Genomic DNA, 17247 nt, shown 5'->3' with positions numbered 1-17247 from the left:
CGACGTTCGACGATCATTCCTCGTCGAGATCGGGGCCGCCCAGCTTGCGCAGCAGCAGATAGGCCGAGACCGCGAAGCAGATGACGCCGATGACGCTGGCGCCCCAGCCGAACATGCGCACGGCCGTCAGGCCCGGATCGGAGGCCACCGACAGGTTCCACAGCACGCCGCCGCCGAACAGGGCCAGGCCCAGCAGGCCCAGGCTGACCAGCAGGCTGCCGTTGCCGAACACCGGCTGCTCGGGCGGGTTCAGCGGCAGGTCCAGGGTCTGGATGTCGACCTCGGCGCCGCTGGTCGAGAAGCCGCCCAGATTGAAGGGCGAGCGGGTCGGCTCGCGGGCGGTCTCGAACAGGGTCGGCTCGACCTGGACCGGCGCGGCAGGCGCGGCCGGCGGATCGGGCACGAACAGCGGGGCCTGGGCCGGGACCGGCTCTTCCGGCGTCAGGCGGAAGGGCTCCAGGGTCGGCGCGGGCTCGACAGGCGCATGCAGCACGGGCGCGGGCGCGGCGGCCGCCACCGGAGCCGGCGGCTCCGGCATGGCCAGGTCCTGCACGGGCTTGTCGACCGGGCGAGCGACCGGCTCGTCGGCCAGTATGGCTTCCAGGCGGGCGCTGACGGCCGCGGCGGCCTGCTGGCTGGCGCTGGGGCCGTCCTCTTCCGGGACGGCCGGGGTCAGGGGCGCGGGGCCTTCCTCGCGCTCGGCGACGGCCTTGTCGCCCTCCAGCCGGGCCGAGACGGCGGCGGGGGTCTGTTTCGGAACGGCGCAACTGGCGTCGTAGTCGACCTTGGGCCGCAGCACGGGGCTGGGCGCGGGCACCCACTGGCCGTCGGGCGGGGTCAGGAACAGGGTCTTCTCGGCCGCGCGGCGGCGCACCAGGGCGTCGATGACGATCCGCTCGCCCTCGAAGTCGGCCTTGCGCCACATCTCCATGGCGCAGGCGGCCTGCAGCAGCGAGCCCTCGTTGATCCGGCGCAGCACGCCCGAGCGCATGAAGTTCTCGGTCCCGATGTTGAACGCGAAACAGGTCAGGGCGTCGAACTGGTTCTGGTTCAGCGGGGCGTAGGTGTGCTCGTTCACCGCGTGGGCCACGGTGATCAGGTCGTAGAGCAGCAGGGCCTCGGCGTCCTGTTCCGAGACGGTTGCGCCCCCCCGGGCGGTCAGGGTGTGCCCGTAGCCGATCGTCCAGCGGCCGTCGGGCAGCTGGGCGGCTTTCTGCCGATAGCCCTCGAACCTCTTGATGAGATCGACGGCGGCGCGGGAGACCTGATGACGCGGCTTCATCGCGAGAAACGACCCAATTTGAAACAGGGGCGGATGCCCTCGCCTCGTCCCGCGCAAGACTGGCGCCGCTCGGTGTCGTTTCTCCCGTCCCGGGGAAAGAATTCGGCAGGTCTAGTTGAACAGCAGCGCCGCGATCAGCAGCACCGAGAAGAAGCCCGCGAAGTCGGTCAGGAAGGTCACGAAGATCGACGACGACACGGCCGGATCGCGGCCCATCTTCTCCAGGGCCAGCGGGGCCAGGATGCCGCCGACGGCGGCGGTGAAGATGTTGACCACCAGGGCCAGGGCCACTGTCAGCGACAGCTTGGGATTGTCGTAGAAGACATAGACCGCCGCCCCCATGACGATGGCCAGGGTCAGGCCGTTCATGACGCCGACCAGCAGCTCGCGGGTGACGATGCGCGTGGCGTTGGCCGCGGTCAGCTCCTTGCTCGACAGCGCGCGCACGGCCACCGCCAGCGTCTGGGTGCCGGCGTTGCCGCCCAGCGACGAGACGATCGGCATCAACACCGCCAGGGCTACCAGCTTGGAGATCTCGGCCTGGAACAGCGCGATCCCCGAGACCGAGATGGTCGCGGTCAAGAGGTTGAGCAGCAGCCACGGCAGGCGCGAGCGCACGATCTCGACCACGCTGGCGTCGCGGCCGACGTCGGACACGTTGGCGAGGGCGAGAATGTCTTCCTGCGCCTCCTCGCGGATGACGCCGACGATGTCGTCGACGGTGATCTGCCCCACCAGCCGCCCGCCCGGCTCGACGACCGGGGCGCTGATCAGGTGATACTTGTCGAAGATGTAGGCCACCTCCTCCTGGTCCATGTCGACGGTGATCTCGGTCACCGGCTCCATGATCTCGGCCAGGGGGGTCTCAAGCTTGCTGGTCAGCAGCAGGCTGATCGGCAGGGCGCCGACGGGCGTGTACGACGGGTCGACCACATAGACGTCGAAGAACAGCTCCGGCAGGCTGTCGCCCGACTGGCGCACGTGCTCGATCGTGTGGCCCACGGTCCAGAACTGCGGCGCGGCCAGGAACTCGCGCTGCATCAGGCGGCCGGCGGTCTCGTCCTCGTAGGACAGCGTGGTCTCGATGGCCGCCCGGTCGGTCTCGCCCATCGCCGCCAGAACCTGGAAGCGCTTGGTGTCGTCCAGGTCGTCGATGACGTCGGCGGCGTCGTCGGTGTCCAGCTCCTCCAGCGCCCGGGCCAGGGTGACCGACGGAGTCGCCTCCAGCACCTCTTCGCGGATGTTGTCCTCGAGCTCGGCGATGATCTCGCCCAGGGCGTGGGGCGCCAGGACGGGGATGACCTCCTCGCGATAGGCGGCCGACAGAAAGCCCATCAGGTCGGCGACGTCGGCGGGATCGAGCGCGCCCACCAGCTCGGACAGGCGCGCGGTGTCGCCGCGATCGGCCGCGTCGACCACCATCTCCACATAGTCGGGCTTGAGGGCGTAGTCGTCGCCGAGCGCTAGGTCCTCGAGATCCTCGACGACTTCCGGCTCGGGAATGGACAGGGCGTGGCGCGCGTCTTCGCTCAGGTCGGCTGTTTCCCGGGTCATGGGGACCTCCTGAACTTTAGGCGAGACTTAAGCTGCGCGCGCGTGATCCGAATGATTGAAAGCCGAAGCTCGGCGGGCGGTTGCCCCAAACCTTGGCCGAAAAATGGTTAGAGCGCGGAAGGCGATTCGGAAACCGAAGCCTGCCGCGCTCTACGCAAGTTCACCTGGTGCGGTCGAGAAGACTCGAACTTCCACGGGTTGCCCCACAGCGACCTCAACGCTGCGCGTCTACCAATTCCGCCACGACCGCTCGTGGTGAGGCGCGGCAGGTAGCAAACTGAATCGGCTTTGGGAAGAGGAGAGTTGGATTATCTCGAAGAACCCACAGGGAACTTCAGGCGCCGCCGGCCATGTAGTCGTAGACGTCGGCCGGGCCGGTCACCTGGATGGCGATGCGATCGTCGTTGATCTGGATCTCGCCGCGGGCGATCGGGTGGTTGTTGGCCAGGATCCAGACCTCGTCGTTGGTCTTGGCGTCCAGCGGGATCACCGCGCCACGGCCCATGCGCAGCAGTTGCTGCATCGGCAGGATCGACCGGCCGAGCAGAACCGAGATCTCGACATTGACGGCGTTGACCTGGCTCACGAAGTAAGGCCCCTGGAACTGAAGTTGCCGAGCGGCGGGATGACCGCGCCCCGGCTCATGCAAGACTAAGGCCGCATGCTTGATCGCCCGTTAAACCTTGAAGATAAAGGCCTTCCCGATTTGTCGCGCCCAGACGGGGCGCCGGCGGGGTGGGCGGTTTCGACCGGCTACGTGCCCTACCCGGCAGCCGTTGCCGCCATGGAGGCCCGCGCCGCCGCCATCGCCGACGGCGCGGCGGGCGAGCTGATCTGGCTTCTGGAGCATCCGCCGCTCTACACCGCCGGCGTCTCGGCCAAGACCGCCGACCTGCTGGAACCCGAGCGTTTTCCGGTGTTCGAGAGCGCCCGGGGCGGCCAGTTCACCTATCACGGCCCCGGCCAGCGGGTGGCCTATGTGATGCTGGACCTGACCCGGCGCGGGCGCGACGTGCGGGCTTTCGTCGCGGCGCTCGAAGCCTGGATCATCGACGCCCTCTCCGCCTTCAACGTCACCGGCGAGATGCGCGACGGGCGCGTGGGCGTCTGGGTCGAGCGCAAGGGCCCCGGCTGGTCGCGCGAGGACAAGATCGCCGCCATCGGCGTCAAGCTGCGCCGCTGGGTCAGCTTCCACGGGATCAGCCTGAACGTGGAGCCGGACCTGTCGCACTTTTCGGGGATCGTGCCCTGCGGCCAGGTCGAGCACGGGGTCACCAGCCTAGTCGACCTTGGCCTGCCGGTGACGCTGGACGAGGCCGACGAGGCGCTGAAGGCCAGCTTCCGCAAGGTGTTCGGCGCGGTCGAGGAGGCGCAGGCGCCGATCTAGGCGGTGCGTCCTTCGAGGCCCGCTGCGCGGGCGCCTCAGGATGAGGAAGTCAGTGCAATAGCGTCCTCATCCTGAGGTGCGAGCCGAAGGCGAGCCTCGAAGGACGCAGGGCGCTTCAGATGGCCGGAGCCTTGAGGGGCGGCTGGCCGTAGCGGTTGGCCCCCTGCTCTCCGCCCATGACGCCCAGTTCGACGATCGCCCAGACGATCACCAGGGCGAACACGAAGTCGAGGAAGTGCTGCGGGGTCGGCCAGACGGCGACCAGGGCCACCAGCACCAGCGCCGCCCACCAGCCCGAACGGCCGCGATCGTGCAGGCGCTTCGAAAGCACGCAGGCGCCGCTGTAGAACAGGGCCGTATAGACCAGCCACCCGGTCAGCAGCCGCAGCACGTCGCCCGCGATGGCCTCGTACAGCACCGCCACGCCGATCAGCACGGCCGAGGCGATCAGGAACGGCGCGCGCGCCAGCCTGCCCGTTGAGGACAGGAACAGCTCCGCCCAATCGATCCGACCGTTCATCTAAGGCTCCGCGACTCTTCTGGGCGGAACCTAGGCGCAGGCGAGCGCCAGCGGAAGTCGCCGCCGGGTCACACCCTCAGGCGAAAACCTTGGCCACGTCGTCCTCTTCGCTGCCGCCGATGCCTTTGGGCGACGGCCCGAAGCGGTTGCGGCCTTGCGTGCCGTCCAGGAAGCCCAGCTCGATGAAGCCCCAGATCCAGCCGACGATCGGCACCAGCAGGAAGAACGCCACCCACCCCCAACGCTTGTCGCGGTCGTGGCAGCGCTTGAGCATCAGGGCGATGGTGATCCACAGGTTCAGCAGGCTGAGCACCAGCGTGATCCCGCCGCTGGCGAGGTTGTCGCTGTTTTCCAGGGCGTTGATGTCCCAGCCGTTGAGCGCGAGCGTCTGGAGGCTGTCGACGATGGCGATGCTGATGTTCGTCCCGATGCTCAGCAGCCAGTAGTCGAGCCGACGGATACGGCCGGAAAAGCCGAACAGCTTGTGCTTCACGTCCACGGAATCATCCCCCGATTGATTTCGACGGCGACCTAAACACAGACGTCATTCGAACTCCACGAGGACCTGGTCGGCGGCGACGGGGTCGCCGGGCTTGGCGTTGACCGCCTTGACGACGGCGTCGCGCTCGGCGCGCAGGATGTTCTGCATCTTCATGGCCTCGAGGACGCAGACGACCTCGCCCTCGCGGACCTGGCGGCCGACCTCGACGTCCATCGAGACGACGAGCCCGGGCATCGGCGAGAGGATGAGCTTGGAGGTGTCGGCCGGGGCCTTGGCCGGGAGTTTGTCGTGCAGCTCGGCGCTGCGGGCGGTCAGCACCAGTACCCGGGCCTTGGCGGCGCGGTGGCGGATGGTGAAGCCCTCGGGCGCGGGAGCGACCTCGGCGGTGAAGGCGGTTCCGTCCAGCACGCCGCGGAAGGTCGGCAGGCCCGGCCGCCAGGCGATGTCGGTCAGTTGGAGGGCGCGCCCCTCGTCGAGCAGGTCGACGGTCAGCGACTGGCCCTCGCCGGAGAGATGCACTCGCTGCTTGCCGTGGCCGATGACCACGGTCCAGTCGGCCCGGGCGCGGCCCAGGCGCTGGGCCGCGATGCGCTGCATGGCGCAGCCGACGGCGGTCAGCAGGTCGTGCTGGAAGGCGGTGGCTTGGGTTCCCGAGAACCCATCGGGGAACTCGTCCTTGATGTAGCTGGTGGCCAGCTTGCCGGAGACGAAGCGCGCCTGATCCATCACCGCGGCCAGGAACGGCACGTTGTGGCCCAGGCCCTCGATGTGGAAGTCCTCCAGCGCCCGGGCCATGCCGGCCACCGCCTGGTTACGGGTCGGGGCCCAGGTGCAGAGCTTGGAGATCATCGGATCGTAGAACATCGAGATCTCGTCGCCCTCGCGCACCCCGGCGTCGTTGCGGACGGTGTACGCCCCCTTCTCGCCCTCGGCGGGCGGCGCGTAGCGGACCAGCCGGCCGATGCTGGGCAGGAACTTGCGGTAGGGATCCTCGGCATAGATCCGGCTCTCGACCGCCCAGCCGTTGATGGAGAGGTCGTCCTGGCCGACGGCCAGCGGCTCGCCGGCCGCCGAGCGGATCATCTGCTCGACGAGGTCAAGGCCGGTGATCAGTTCGGTGACCGGATGCTCGACCTGCAGGCGGGTGTTCATCTCCAGGAAGTAGAAGCTCTTGTCCTGGCCGGCGACGAACTCGACGGTGCCGGCGCTGTCGTAGTTCACCGCCTTGGCCAGGGCGACGGCCTGGGCGCCCATGGCCGCCCGGGTTTCGGGATCGAGCAGCGGGCTGGGCGCCTCCTCGATGACCTTCTGGTTTCGCCGCTGGATCGAGCATTCGCGCTCGAACAGGTGGACGACATTGCCGTGCTTGTCGCCCAGCACCTGGATCTCGATGTGGCGCGGGCTCTCGATGAACTTCTCGATGAAGATGCGGTCGTCGCCGAACGCCCCGGCGGCCTCGGCCCGCACGGCCGGGAAGCCCTCCTCGACGTCCTGGCGGCTCCAGGCCACCCGGATGCCCTTGCCGCCGCCGCCGGCGCTGGCCTTGATCATCACCGGATAGCCGATGGTCTCGGAGACTTTCAGCGCCTCGGCGACATCGGCGATTTCGCCGATATGGCCCGGCACGCAGGAGACGCCCGCCGCGGCGGCGAACTTCTTGCTCTCGATCTTGTCGCCCATGGCGCTGATCGCGCCGGGGTTGGGGCCGATGAAGACGATGCCCTCGTCGGCGCACCTCTGGGCGAACTCGGCCTTCTCGGACAGGAAGCCGAAGCCGGGATGCACCGCCTGGGCGCCGGTCTGCTTGCAGGCCTCGATGATCTTGTCGGCGACCAGGTAGGACTGCGCGGCCGGAGACGCCCCGATGTGCACGGCCTCGTCGGCCATCTCCACCGCCAGGCTGTCGGCGTCGGCGTCCGAATAGACCACCACCGTGGCGATCCCCAGCCGACGGCACGTCTTGATCACCCGCACCGCGATCTCGCCCCGGTTGGCGATCAGGATCTTCGTGAACATGCGGTCCGTCCCTTGGTGATCTGTCTTTCTAGATCCTCCCCCTGAAGGGGGAGGTGGCCCGGAGGGCCGGAGGGGGAAGCACCTGCTGAGGTGGAAGCGGCTGCTGGCGCCGTGATCACTTCCCCCTCAGTCGCTTCGCGACAGCTCCCCCTTCAGGGGGAGCATCTCGCGCCTCCGACGCCCTCCCCTAGGCGTATCAGGCCAAGGCCGGTTTGCAACGCGGGCCGCTCGCGCTAAAAGCGTCGCAGGAACCATGACACCGGTTTCCAATAAGAACGACTAGGGAGTGACGCGTGGTGAAGCAGGCGCTTTTTCTGGCCTCGGCCTTCTCGGTTCTCACCGCCGCCAGTGCAGCGGCCGCCGCGGGACCGCCCGAACCCGCCCTCCTCTTCCACGTCTCCGGCGACAAGGGCCTGAAGGCCGACCATGCGGCCGGCGACGCGATCCCCAACTTCGCCGACAAGGTGGCGGTGATCCCCACCGGCAAGGCCGGCCCCGCCCTGTCGGCCCAGGACGACGGCATCCTGGCCTGGAACGCGCCCGGCAACATCCAGGCCCAGCGCGGCACGCTGTCGTTCTTCTGGCGCTCTGGTTACCCCGTCGGCGTCGCGCCGTTCGTGATCTTCCGCGTCGGCTACGCCGATCACACCAGCTGGGACATGGCGTTCCTGCGCATCGACTGGAACGGCCACGGCTTCGACGCCTTCGTCACCGACAACGGCCTGGCCCGCACCCGCGTCTCGTTCAAGCTGGACAAGCCGCCCGCCGCCGACGCCTGGACGCACCTGGCCTTCACCTGGGACGAGCAGACCGGCGTGCAGCTGTTCGTCGACGGCAAGCCCGTGGCGAAGAAGGAAGCCAAGCGGGTCTATGACGCGGGCCTGGATCAATTCGGCATCGCCGGCCGGGTGATCGCCCCGCACCAGGTGCAGAGCCGCTACAACTTCCTGCGCGGCGGCGACCTGGACGAGATCCGCGTCTACGACCGCGCGCTGGACGCCGCCGGCGTCGCCGCCCTGGCCCGCAACGAGGCTGCCGCCGCCGCCGCGCCGGTGGCGACGCTGGAGGATCCGGCCACGCGCGCGGCCTGGCGCCTGCGCCATGGCTGGACGGGCGAGGCCCCGCCGCTGCTGGCCGATCCGGCCACCCGCATCCGCAAGGTCGAGTTCACCGACGCCAAGGACATCAAGGAATGGATGTGGCGGGCCAACGACGGCATCCCCGAGACCACCTGGCCCGGCGTCTACAACCGCTCTCGCCTGGAAGGCCGCGACGACTACTTCCCGCTGCCGGACTGGAACACCTATGTCGAGGGCGGCAAGGCCCTGACCCTGGCCCTGCCCGACGAGCCGATCAGCCGCCTGGAGATCCAGGGCAGCGCCTATGGCGACCTGACCTGGGCGGCGAAGCCGGGCGACAAGGGGACGAAGATCGGCGTGCGGCCCAAGGGCCTCTACCGCTCGGTGACCACCCTGGCCCAGCCGCTGAAGGGCGGGGTGCTGACCTTCACCAACACCGACCAGGAAACCCCGATCCAGGAGATCTGGGCCTATGACGTCGCCCCCGGCAAGGAGCCGGAGGGCGTCTTCAAGATGAGCTACACGGTCCGCGCCGACGTGGCGCCGGACTACCTGAACCTCTCCGACCTCAACGCCTATGTCGCCGGGCGCTTCCCGGCCGGCGAGCGGGCGACGGTGGTGGCGATCCCCGACGCGGCCCCGCAGCGCAAGCGCCCAGCCGCCGACCTGACGGCCAAAGGCCTGCCGATCGTCCACGTGATGATCCCGTCGGGCTTCGGCGACGCCCCGGCCGCGCAAGCCCTGGCCCGCAACTGGGCCTATGGCTGGGAGAACGCCCGCGACGGCCTGGACGGCATCGCGCTGGACATCCCCGCCCTGCCCGGCGCGACCGGGACCACGATCCCGCTGAACATCCAGGTCAAGGACCCGATCTGGCCGGGCCGCAACATGATCGACGTGTCGGTCTCGGTGAAGGCCGGGCAGGCGCGCACCCTGTGGCTGGACCTGCGCGACCGGATCCTCACCGCCGACAGCCTGTACCTGACCATCGCCGCCGACAGCGCCGAGTTCGGACCCAGGGCCATGGACGGCGCCAAGGTGCGGCTGGTGTTCAAGGCCCGCGAGGAGGCCAAGGCCGAGCACGTGGCCGACCGCTTCAACCAGGTGAAGGACAACTGGGCCTTCCTGGTGGAGGAGCACACCACCTCCAAGCGCCAGGGGCTCTATCGCCGCCTCTATGCCGACATCTCCGACCTGTTGCGCGTGGATCCCGACCACAAGGAAGGCCGCGAATACTGGGGCGACATCACCTATGGCAGCCAGGGCTGGCCGGCCTTCGAGCAGCCCAAGGCGCCCGCGGGCGTCCCGCTGTGGGCCTTCCGGCAGACCGAAGACCTTAAGCGGGTGGCCAGGTTCATCAACTGGTGGATCGACGAGCGCCAGGTCCCCTACGGCGACTTCGGCGGCGGCCTGTCGGACGACACCGACCTGCTGCAACAGTGGCCAGGCCTGGCCTTGATGGGCGTCGATCCCGACAAGGTGAAGGGCTCGCTGAACCTGCTGACCGACGCGGTCTACCGCAACGGCATGTTCACGAACGGCCTGTCGACCATCGCCACCGACGAGCTGCACGCCTACGAGGAGGGCATCAACTCCAACAGCGAGGCGATGTATCTCGACTACGGCGATCCGCTGGCCGTCGAGCGGCTGTTCACGACGGTCAAGGCCCTGCCGGGGATCATCGATCGTAATCTGGCCGGCCACGTCCACTTCAACACCAACTGGTACAGCGGCTCGATCTCGTATCGCGAAGGCCCGTGGGAGTGGCAGAAGCCCTACTCGTTCGGCGTCGTGCACCCGGCGATCCTGATCGGCGACTACAACCGCGACCAGACCGCCCGCGACATCGTGCTGGGCCTGGCTGACGGCTACCTGGCGCACGTGAAGCCGGACGGCTCCTATCCCAACGAAATCAACTGGCGCACCGACGCCGAGCGCGGCGGCACGGTGCTGCAAGGCTCGGGCGCGGGCGGGCCGTTCCAGATCTTCTGGCAGGCCTGGCGCTGGACGGGCGAGGCCAAGTACCTGGCCCCGATCCAGTGGCGGATCGGCAAGAATGGGGTCAAGTCGCTGAACGATCTCAACGACAACGCCCTGTCGATGCTGAACCTGGGCGACGCCAACAAGGACGCCATCGTCAAGTCGGCCGCCAAGGGCGGGGCCATGGAACGCTTCGCCGCCTGGAGCCTGACCGGCGACAAGACCTGGCTCGAAAAGGCCTATGCCGACGAGATCCAGTGGGCCGACCAGCACATGTACATGCACACCGAGGGCCACTGGTGGTCGGACCGGGTGGAGATCCCGTCCGACGTGCTGCAACGCTCGCGCTTGGGCGGCATCGCCAACAAGCGCGGCCAGATGACGCCGGGCCACCTGGTCAGCTGGCGCTTCGAGAACGGGACGAAAGGCGAGGACGTGGCGATCCTGGTCAAGGACGGGACGGCCAAGGGCTTCAAGGTCGTGGCCTACAACCTGTCGGACAAGCCGGTGAGCGCGACCATGACCGGCTGGATGGTCGCGCCGGGCCAGTGGACGCTGACGCAAGGCGTCGACACCACCGGCGACGACGCGATCGACGGCGCGGGCGAGACGCGGCAGGTCGCCTTCGAGCGCACCAAGGGCGTGACCGTCGTGCTGCAACCGGGCCAGACCACGATCATCGACATAGCCCTGGCGACGCCGGGCGACGATCCCGCCCAGCGCGCCGACCTGGGCGTCGGCCGCGGCGACGTGAGCGTGAAGGGCTCGACGATCACGGCCAAGGTGCACAGCCTGGGCGCCCAGGACGCGACGGCCTCGAAGCTGGAGCTGGTCGACGGCTCGGGCAAGGTGCTGGCCAGCGCCGCCGTGCCGGCCCTGGCCGCGCCGAAGGACCTGCTGCCCAAGGTCCACACCGCCCGCCTGAAGATCCCGGCCGGCGCCAAGCCGTCGGAACTGCGGCTGCGCATCGTCAGCGACCAGCCGCAGATCACCGCCCTCAACGACGAGGTGAAGCTGCCATGATCCGTATCGCACTGATCGCCGCCGGCCTGCTGGCGGCCTCCACCGCCTGGGCGGCCGAGCCCTACGGCCGCAACGTCACGCTGAGGGAGGCCAAGGCCGTGGCCGCCGCCGCCGAGGCCGAGGCCCTGAAGACCGGCGTGGCCGTGACCATCACGGTGGTCGAGCCGAACGGGCAGCCGGTGCTGGTCTGGAAGATGGACGGGGCCTCGTACTCGGCTCCCGAGGTCTCGCGCCGCAAGGCCGAGACCGCCACGGCCTATCGCCGGCCGACCAAGGCGTTCCAGGACGCGGTCAAGGGCGGCAACCTCAACGCCATCTCCAACGGCGCCCTGGCCATCGAGGGCGGCGAGCTCTTGATGGTCGAGGGCAGGATCGTCGGGGCGGTCGGGGTGGCCGGCGCCACGCCCGAGCAGGACGGCGTCCTGGCCCGGGCGGGCGCGGCGGCGGTGAAGTGAATGAGTTCCTCGTCCTTCGACAAGCTCAGGATGAGGAACTCAAACCTGCCTCGGCAATCACCCTCATCCTGAGCCCGTCGAAGGACGAGGGTGACGCAGGCCTCAGCCCTCGCCGAACTCGCGGGCGAACATCGCCACGTAGCCGTCGAGGCGCTCCGAAGCCTCGGGCGCGATCAGCCGGGTGACCTCGGCCGAGAAGGTGACCGGGGCCGAGCCGGCGGCGGTGACGATCCGGCCGTCGACCACCGCTCGGGGGCTTTCGACATAGCCCTCGGCGCCGGCGTAGCCCGGAGCCTGCTCGGCCAGCCAGTCCTTGCCGTTGGAGGTGTGGGCCTTGCCCGCCAGGAGGCCGGCCTTGGCCAGGGCGATGGTCGCGCCGCAGATGCCGGCGACGATCTTGCCGTCGGCGTGGGCCTGACGCAGCAGGCTGAACACCGCGTCGTTCTCGTAACCCTGCCAGGCGTCCGAACCGATCAGCAGATAGGCGTCGGCGTCCGACAGCACCGGATCGTCGAACCGGTAGTCGGCGGCGGCCAGGATCCCGCCGATCGAGGTCTCCGGATCACCGCTTGGGGTGGCGATCTCGATCTGGACGCCGAAATATTCACGCAAGGAGGCCAGCACGGGACCGGCTTCCCAGTCGGCCCAGCCCGGCTGGAGGAAGGCGACGGCGATCGTCATCAGCGCAGCTTCACGGCGGTGCCGGCGGCGGTGACCATCAGCATGCCGTTGTCGGCGCCGAGGGCCTCGTAGTCGAGATCCACGCCCACCACGGCGTCGGCGCCCTGGCGGCGGGCCTCGTCGATCATTTCCTGCAGGGCGATGTCGCGCGCCTCGCGCAGGGCCTTCTCGTAGCCGCCGGCGCGGCCGCCGATGATGTTGGTGATGCCGGCGAACAGGTCGCGGAAGATGTGCGCGCCGATGATCGCCTCGCCCGAGACGACGCCCAGGGTGGCCACGGTCTCGCGCTCGGCGACGTACGGAGTGGTCGAGGTGATCATGCGGTTCCCGTCCCTTGATGCGGCCTGCCCTACCGGCGGGCCGTGCGAGCCCCTAGATTGGCACGCATGACCCAAGCCGCCACCCTCTCTTCCACAGGTTTCGACCTGACCCCGCCCACCGAAGCCGAGCGCGAGCGCCTGGAAGGCGACCTGACCGCCGAGGAGGCGCGCGTCCTGCTGCATCACGGCACCGAGGCCCCGTTCTGCGGCGGCCTGCTGGGCGAGAAAAGCCCCGGCGTCTACGGCTGCCGGCTGTGCGGCCTGCCGCTGTTCAAGCACGAGACCAAGTTCGAGAGCGGCACCGGCTGGCCCAGCTTCTACGCGCCGTTCGACGAGGATCACGTCAAGGCCGTGCGCGACACCTCCTACGGCATGGTGCGCATCGAGACCCGCTGCGCCCGCTGCGACAGCCACCAAGGCCACGTGTTCCCCGACGGTCCCGCGCCGACGCGGCTACGCTACTGCATCAACTCGGTGTCGCTGCAGTTCGTGAAGGCGGGCGATCCGCTGCCCGACCCGCTGCATCGCGGCGACCGCCTGCCGTAGGCGGCCGGGCCGCCTCTCAGGGCGCGCCCAAATGCAAGGCAAAGCTTTCCCCGAAGGAAATTCGACCCTCGGTGGAAAAAATGGATTGCTCGACACAACTATAAAGAGCACATTCGATCCGACGCCGCAGGTGCGGCGACTCGCTCGGGCGACGTCCCCTAGGCGTATGTCCGAACCGCCTGCGCACAACCTCCGGCAGGGTTGCAGCGCTCCATGGCGGACGCGTCGGGAGGAGGCCCGTTCCCCCCAACCTTCTCCCGACGCGAACCCGTTTTCCGAAAATCAGAACCCCGAAAAATCAGGACGCGGCGGCGGGCCCGTACGCGACATAGCCGCGCTCGACCATCCGGCGCAGGGCCTCGTAGGCAGCCGAAAGCTCGTCATAGGCCTGGCGCAGGGCGGCCAGCTTCTCGACCTCGGCGGCGTCGGGCGCGCGGCCCGACTGGCTGATCGAAAGGGCCATGGCCGCCCAGCGTGCGCGCGCCTGGGCCGTGGTCACGGCCAGCTTCTGGAAATGGCCGGCGTCGAGCCTTCCCAGAGCCTGGGCCATGATCTCTCGGTTGGAGATGAAGGCGGTGTAGTCGATCTGCTCGAGATGGCCGCGCAGGCGGCGTTGCTCCTGCGGATCGATGTCCTGCGGCTCGAAGTGATCGCTGAACCGACGGGTGCTGGACGTGACGGTGGACGACATGACGGCCTCCCTGACCGCATCGCGCATGCCTGAGAGTCTGCGCCCGAGGCCTTAAGCGGACCTTACACCTCAATCGGGCGTGAAAAGACCCTGCAACCCTACGATCATGGCGATGATCCCGAAGATCGACAGGACGAGGCCCGCTCCCTGGGCGCCGCTGGCCGGCAACTCGCCCGATCCGCCCAGGCGCCGCGCCACCGCGCCGGCCCGCAGGCGGTCCCACAGCAGCAGGACGCCAACGGCGATCCCAACGATCTCGAAGTGGAAGACGTGCGGTCCCGAGACCAGGTGCACGATCAGGAAGTAGCCGCCGCAGACCAGGGCCGCGATCCCGACGATCCAGCCGAACGGCGCCAGGCGCGCGGCGAACCGCCCCAGGTCGTCGCCCGCCCTGGGCAGCAGGGCCAGCAGGCCGATCGCCAGCAGGAAGCCGCCGACGAGATTGCAGAGGTCGAGGATCAGTTCGAGCATGACCGTGGAATGCGGCGTTGCGGCGGACGTTCCGCCAACCCGGAATTGCCGATGGCGACACAGCACGCGATACTTGCAATATTACGCGCGTAGCATAGCCTGAAGCTTCACTGGAGGAAGCTCATGCGTATCGCCGTTCCGCTCGCCGCCCTGATGCTCGCCACCGCCTCGCCCCTGGCCCACGCAGCCCCGGCGCTTCAAGCGGCCGCAGCCGTGGACAAGCAGGCCGACAAGGACCGGGCTCTGGTCCAGAAGGCCATGAACAGCGGCGACCTGAAGAAGATCCGCAAGATGGTTCCGCAGCTGGAGGACGTGGCTTCGCGGACACCGACCGCCTACCCGCTCGTCGAGGAGCGGGACGGCGTCTTCATCGTCCGCAGCGGCAATCTCAGCCAAGGCCTGCTGGCCAGCCTGATGACCGGCGTCGCCGCCAAGGACGCCCGGCCCGACCAGCAGGCGAAGGTGGTGGTGGAGTTCAACACCTACGGCGTCGCCATCTTCCTGCTCGGCTCGGCCGCCGTCGAAGCGCGTGACTTCGCCAAGGCGAACGCCTGGCTCGACAAGGGCCTGGCCTTGCAGCCCGAGAACCTGATGCTGGTCACCGAAAAGGGCATGGTGCTGACCGCCCAGCGCCGCCATGCCGACGCCCTGGCGCTGTACGACGCCACCTTCGACAAGGCCGGAACCTTCCTGATCGCCGACCAGCAGGGCAAGGCCCGGCTGCTGCGCGCCCGGGGCTTCACCCTGATCGAGCTGGGCCGCCTCGACGACGCCGAGGCGGCCTACAAGGCCTCTCTGGAGATCGAGCCCGACCACGGCGGCGCCAAGCACGAGCTGAGCTACATCGCCCAGTTGCGCGCCGGAGCCCAGGCCAAGGGACTGCAAATCATGAATGGCGAAGAGGCCATGAAGCCCAAATAGCGGGTCAGCGCTCGACGATGGTCTCGAAGCCGCCGAAGATCATGCGCTTTCCGTCGAAGGGCATGTCGTTAATGTACGGCTTGAGGCGTTCGTCCTCCATGACCTTGGCCATCACCTCGTCGCGCTTGGCCTTGCTGTCGTAGGTGATCCACGAGAACACGGTGATCTCGTCGTCCTTCAGCTGGACGGCGCGGGGGAACGAGGTCAGCTCGCCGTAGGGCACGTCGTCGGCGATGGCCTCGACGTAGGACAGCGCGCCGAGCTCCATCCAGATCGAGCCGGCCAGCGTGGCCATCTCCTTGTAGCGTTCGACATTGGCCTTGGGCACGGCGACCACGAAACCGTCGACATAGGTCATGGGATCCTCCCTTGGATCGTTGTTGCGCCCCTTAGGACGTTTCAACGCGGAGAGGCCCGACAGGGACGCGGCGAAAAATTCAGCGCCCGTAGATCCGGCCCAGCACCCACTCCAGCGCCCTGGCGTGGCCTCGCGGGTCATTGGGCGGTTCTCCCGGCGGGAAGACCGGCAGCGGAGCCTGCGGCGCGATCCCCTCGCCCTCCACCACCCGGCCGCCGGCGTCGCGATGGACCTCGACCGGCAGGGCGAAGCGCCAGCCGTTCGGCAGCGGCTTCTGCAACTGGTCCGACAGAGCCCCGCGCGTCGTCTCGCCCGCCTGGCGCACATTGGGCAGGGCGCGCATCGACAGCGTGAAGGTCTCGCCGGCGCTGACCGTGACCTGGCTGGTCAACAGCCAGACGGGGCCGAGGTAGCGCGGGCGGTCCGACGGCGTGATGAACAGCGGCTGGGCGACGCCGTCGCCGCCGACCGCGACCTTCGATCCGACCTCGCGCCGCCGATCGGCGAAGCGGGCGGCGATCCGACGGGCGATCACGTCGTAGCCGCCGCGATTGTCGCTGACGTCGACGATCACCGCCTCGGCGCCGGCGAAGGCGCCGATGGCTTCGTCCAGCGTCGCGTCGAGCAAGGCCGTGTCGTCGTCGCCGGCCCTGGGGTCGAAGCCGCCCATGCCGGTCAGGGCCAGATAGCCGACCTCGCCCTTGCGGCCCCACAGGATCCGGCCGCCGGCCGCCTCGCGCACGCCCAGCGGCGCGGCCAGCACCTGCGCCCGCCAGGCCCTTGTCCAGGCCGCCTCGCCGCCCGGAGCGACCTTGGCCCGCATCACCGCCGCCGCCTCGCCGAACCGCCGGGTGCGCATCTGGCCGTCGACGACGCCGTCGAGCTCCACATGGGCGTCGTCGATCCCGCGCAGCAGCACGGCCACCGCCTTCCACAGCGCCGCGTCGTCCGGGGTTTCGCCGAGTGCGGCGAAGGCCGCGCTTCGCCGAGCGGTCCAGTCGAGGCCGCGTTCCTTGGAGAGGGGGTAGTAGGCGGCGAAGGTATCGGCGACGACCGCCAGGGTCCGCCGCGGCGTCCACGGCCGGACGGTGGAACAGGCCGTTGGCAGGGCCTTCAGTCGATCGAAGCGATAGAGCGTGCCATCGACCTCGCCCACCGTCTCGATGGCGCCGCCGACAGGCCGCCACAGCTTAAGCACCCCGTCCGGATCGGCCTCGGCGCGGGGGTCGCGCCAGCAATCGTCGCCGGCCAGATGGTAGAGGCTGGGGCCAGAAGCGTCGAACCGCACGACCCAGCCGTAGCCGCGTGAACGCCAGACGCCCTGCAGAGGTTTGGCGACAGCGCGAGTCTCGACGATGGGGCGAAAATCGGCCTGCGCCGCTACGACGGGCGCAGCGTAAAGGAGCCCCGCGATTAGGGTGAAGCCAGCCAGGACCTGCATGCCGCCCCGTTCCGTCAGGG

General features: G+C 69.0%; 17 protein-coding genes, 1 tRNA gene and 1 pseudogene. 5 read left to right on the top strand and 14 right to left on the bottom strand.

All coding sequences use genetic code 11. The features are described 5' to 3' along the window. Nucleotides 1–13: 13 nt before the first annotated feature. The 4 genes from spmX to DDF62_RS15335 form a co-directional block, all read right to left on the bottom strand. A complete protein-coding gene (spmX, locus tag DDF62_RS15350) occupies nt 14–1282 on the bottom strand; it encodes a lysozyme-family localization factor SpmX (RefSeq protein WP_116489902.1) in 1269 nt (422 codons plus the stop codon). Between the two features lie 111 nt (nt 1283–1393). Beyond that, a complete protein-coding gene (gene mgtE, locus DDF62_RS15345) occupies nt 1394–2836 on the bottom strand; it encodes a magnesium transporter (RefSeq protein WP_116489901.1) in 1443 nt (480 codons plus the stop codon). 165 nt (nt 2837–3001) lie between these two features. Next, nucleotides 3002–3086: transfer RNA gene (locus tag DDF62_RS15340), tRNA-Leu, on the bottom strand. Nucleotides 3087–3170: 84 nt separating this feature from the next. After that, on the bottom strand, nt 3171–3485 hold the full coding sequence (locus DDF62_RS15335) for a FliM/FliN family flagellar motor switch protein (RefSeq protein ID WP_101719464.1): 315 nt from the start codon (nt 3483–3485) through the stop codon (nt 3171–3173). A 12-nt stretch (nt 3486–3497) separates the two neighbouring features. Between DDF62_RS15335 and lipB the strand changes: the two genes are divergently transcribed. Then, nucleotides 3498–4223, top strand: a complete 726-nt coding sequence (gene lipB, locus DDF62_RS15330; RefSeq protein ID WP_116489900.1) for a lipoyl(octanoyl) transferase LipB — start codon at nt 3498–3500, stop codon at nt 4221–4223. 4 nt (nt 4224–4227) lie between these two features. Here the strand turns inward: lipB and DDF62_RS26675 are convergent. The 4 genes and pseudogenes from DDF62_RS26675 to DDF62_RS15315 form a co-directional block, all read right to left on the bottom strand. After that, a pseudogene (locus tag DDF62_RS26675) lies at nt 4228–4342 on the bottom strand (hypothetical protein); the annotation flags it as partial. Next, the gene (locus tag DDF62_RS15325) at nt 4339–4743 is read right to left on the bottom strand and encodes a DUF805 domain-containing protein (RefSeq protein ID WP_101719462.1); all 405 of its coding nucleotides are present in this window, start codon (nt 4741–4743) and stop codon (nt 4339–4341) included. The gene DDF62_RS15325 and the pseudogene DDF62_RS26675, both read right to left, overlap by 4 nt. A 76-nt stretch (nt 4744–4819) precedes the next feature. Beyond that, a complete protein-coding gene (locus tag DDF62_RS15320) occupies nt 4820–5242 on the bottom strand; it encodes a DUF805 domain-containing protein (protein ID WP_116489899.1) in 423 nt (140 codons plus the stop codon). 45 nt (nt 5243–5287) lie between these two features. Continuing rightward, a complete protein-coding gene (locus tag DDF62_RS15315; protein ID WP_116489898.1) occupies nt 5288–7261 on the bottom strand; it encodes an acetyl-CoA carboxylase biotin carboxylase subunit in 1974 nt (657 codons plus the stop codon). 293 nt (nt 7262–7554) lie between these two features. On the opposite strand from DDF62_RS15315, the gene DDF62_RS15310 reads away from it, so the two are divergent. Together DDF62_RS15310 and DDF62_RS15305 are read left to right on the top strand one after the other, a co-directional pair. Next, entirely contained in the window at nt 7555–11343 is a 3789-nt protein-coding gene (locus DDF62_RS15310; protein WP_116489897.1) for a LamG-like jellyroll fold domain-containing protein, read from the top strand. Then, the gene (locus tag DDF62_RS15305) at nt 11340–11798 is read left to right on the top strand and encodes a GlcG/HbpS family heme-binding protein (protein WP_116489896.1); all 459 of its coding nucleotides are present in this window, start codon (nt 11340–11342) and stop codon (nt 11796–11798) included. The genes DDF62_RS15310 and DDF62_RS15305 overlap by 4 nt, the downstream gene beginning before the upstream one ends. A gap of 102 nt (nt 11799–11900) precedes the next feature. On the opposite strand, the gene DDF62_RS15300 is transcribed toward DDF62_RS15305, so the two are convergent. Continuing rightward, nucleotides 11901–12479 carry a type 1 glutamine amidotransferase family protein gene (locus DDF62_RS15300; protein WP_116489895.1) on the bottom strand — a complete coding sequence of 193 codons (579 nt, stop codon included), beginning with the start codon at nt 12477–12479 and terminating at the stop codon, nt 11901–11903. Beyond that, nucleotides 12479–12799, bottom strand: a complete 321-nt coding sequence (locus DDF62_RS15295) for a heavy metal-binding domain-containing protein (RefSeq protein WP_058349561.1) — start codon at nt 12797–12799, stop codon at nt 12479–12481. The genes DDF62_RS15300 and DDF62_RS15295 overlap by 1 nt, the downstream gene beginning before the upstream one ends. Before the next feature lie 66 nt (nt 12800–12865). On the opposite strand from DDF62_RS15295, the gene msrB reads away from it, so the two are divergent. Continuing rightward, a complete protein-coding gene (msrB, locus tag DDF62_RS15290; protein ID WP_101719817.1) occupies nt 12866–13345 on the top strand; it encodes a peptide-methionine (R)-S-oxide reductase MsrB in 480 nt (159 codons plus the stop codon). Between the two features lie 298 nt (nt 13346–13643). Here the strand turns inward: msrB and DDF62_RS15285 are convergent, their stop codons facing one another. Together DDF62_RS15285 and DDF62_RS15280 are read right to left on the bottom strand one after the other, a co-directional pair. Beyond that, complete coding sequence (locus DDF62_RS15285; RefSeq protein WP_116489894.1) at nt 13644–14036, bottom strand: hypothetical protein; 393 nt, start codon at nt 14034–14036, stop codon at nt 13644–13646. A gap of 69 nt (nt 14037–14105) precedes the next feature. Next, nucleotides 14106–14507, bottom strand: a complete 402-nt coding sequence (locus DDF62_RS15280; RefSeq protein WP_116489893.1) for a hypothetical protein — start codon at nt 14505–14507, stop codon at nt 14106–14108. Between the two features lie 123 nt (nt 14508–14630). Here DDF62_RS15280 and DDF62_RS15275 point away from each other — a divergent pair, with 123 nt between their 5' ends. Then, nucleotides 14631–15428, top strand: coding sequence for a tetratricopeptide repeat protein (locus tag DDF62_RS15275; protein WP_116489892.1), 798 nt, complete (start codon nt 14631–14633; stop codon nt 15426–15428). A 4-nt stretch (nt 15429–15432) separates the two neighbouring features. On the opposite strand, the gene DDF62_RS15270 is transcribed toward DDF62_RS15275, so the two are convergent. Then, nucleotides 15433–15786, bottom strand: a complete 354-nt coding sequence (locus tag DDF62_RS15270; RefSeq protein WP_116489891.1) for a DUF1428 domain-containing protein — start codon at nt 15784–15786, stop codon at nt 15433–15435. A gap of 79 nt (nt 15787–15865) precedes the next feature. Next, nucleotides 15866–17227, bottom strand: coding sequence for a S41 family peptidase (locus DDF62_RS15265; RefSeq protein WP_116489890.1), 1362 nt, complete (start codon nt 17225–17227; stop codon nt 15866–15868). Nucleotides 17228–17247: the final 20 nt, after the last annotated feature.

The organism is Caulobacter radicis (assembly GCF_003094615.1).
GTDB lineage: Bacteria > Pseudomonadota > Alphaproteobacteria > Caulobacterales > Caulobacteraceae > Caulobacter > Caulobacter radicis.
The sequence above is the reverse complement of the archived record's forward strand: the minus strand, read 5'-3'. Positions and strand labels throughout refer to the sequence as shown.

Excerpts from the sequence above, each read along its gene's own strand:
- DDF62_RS15305 (WP_116489896.1), top strand. The coding sequence starts at position 11,340 with ATGATCCGTATCGCACTGATCGCCGCCGGCCTGCTGGCGGCCTCCACC.
- DDF62_RS15275 (WP_116489892.1), top strand. The coding sequence starts at position 14,631 with ATGCGTATCGCCGTTCCGCTCGCCGCCCTGATGCTCGCCACCGCCTCG.
- DDF62_RS15265 (WP_116489890.1), bottom strand. The coding sequence starts at position 17,227 with ATGCAGGTCCTGGCTGGCTTCACCCTAATCGCGGGGCTCCTTTACGCT.
- mgtE (WP_116489901.1), bottom strand. The coding sequence starts at position 2,836 with ATGACCCGGGAAACAGCCGACCTGAGCGAAGACGCGCGCCACGCCCTG.
- DDF62_RS15295 (WP_058349561.1), bottom strand. The coding sequence starts at position 12,799 with ATGATCACCTCGACCACTCCGTACGTCGCCGAGCGCGAGACCGTGGCC.
- DDF62_RS15315 (WP_116489898.1), bottom strand. The coding sequence starts at position 7,261 with ATGTTCACGAAGATCCTGATCGCCAACCGGGGCGAGATCGCGGTGCGG.
- DDF62_RS15285 (WP_116489894.1), bottom strand. The coding sequence starts at position 14,036 with ATGTCGTCCACCGTCACGTCCAGCACCCGTCGGTTCAGCGATCACTTC.
- lipB (WP_116489900.1), top strand. The coding sequence starts at position 3,498 with ATGCTTGATCGCCCGTTAAACCTTGAAGATAAAGGCCTTCCCGATTTG.
- DDF62_RS15300 (WP_116489895.1), bottom strand. The coding sequence starts at position 12,479 with ATGACGATCGCCGTCGCCTTCCTCCAGCCGGGCTGGGCCGACTGGGAA.
- DDF62_RS15280 (WP_116489893.1), bottom strand. The coding sequence starts at position 14,507 with ATGCTCGAACTGATCCTCGACCTCTGCAATCTCGTCGGCGGCTTCCTG.
- spmX (WP_116489902.1), bottom strand. The coding sequence starts at position 1,282 with ATGAAGCCGCGTCATCAGGTCTCCCGCGCCGCCGTCGATCTCATCAAG.
- msrB (WP_101719817.1), top strand. The coding sequence starts at position 12,866 with ATGACCCAAGCCGCCACCCTCTCTTCCACAGGTTTCGACCTGACCCCG.
- DDF62_RS15270 (WP_116489891.1), bottom strand. The coding sequence starts at position 15,786 with ATGACCTATGTCGACGGTTTCGTGGTCGCCGTGCCCAAGGCCAATGTC.
- DDF62_RS15325 (WP_101719462.1), bottom strand. The coding sequence starts at position 4,743 with ATGAACGGTCGGATCGATTGGGCGGAGCTGTTCCTGTCCTCAACGGGC.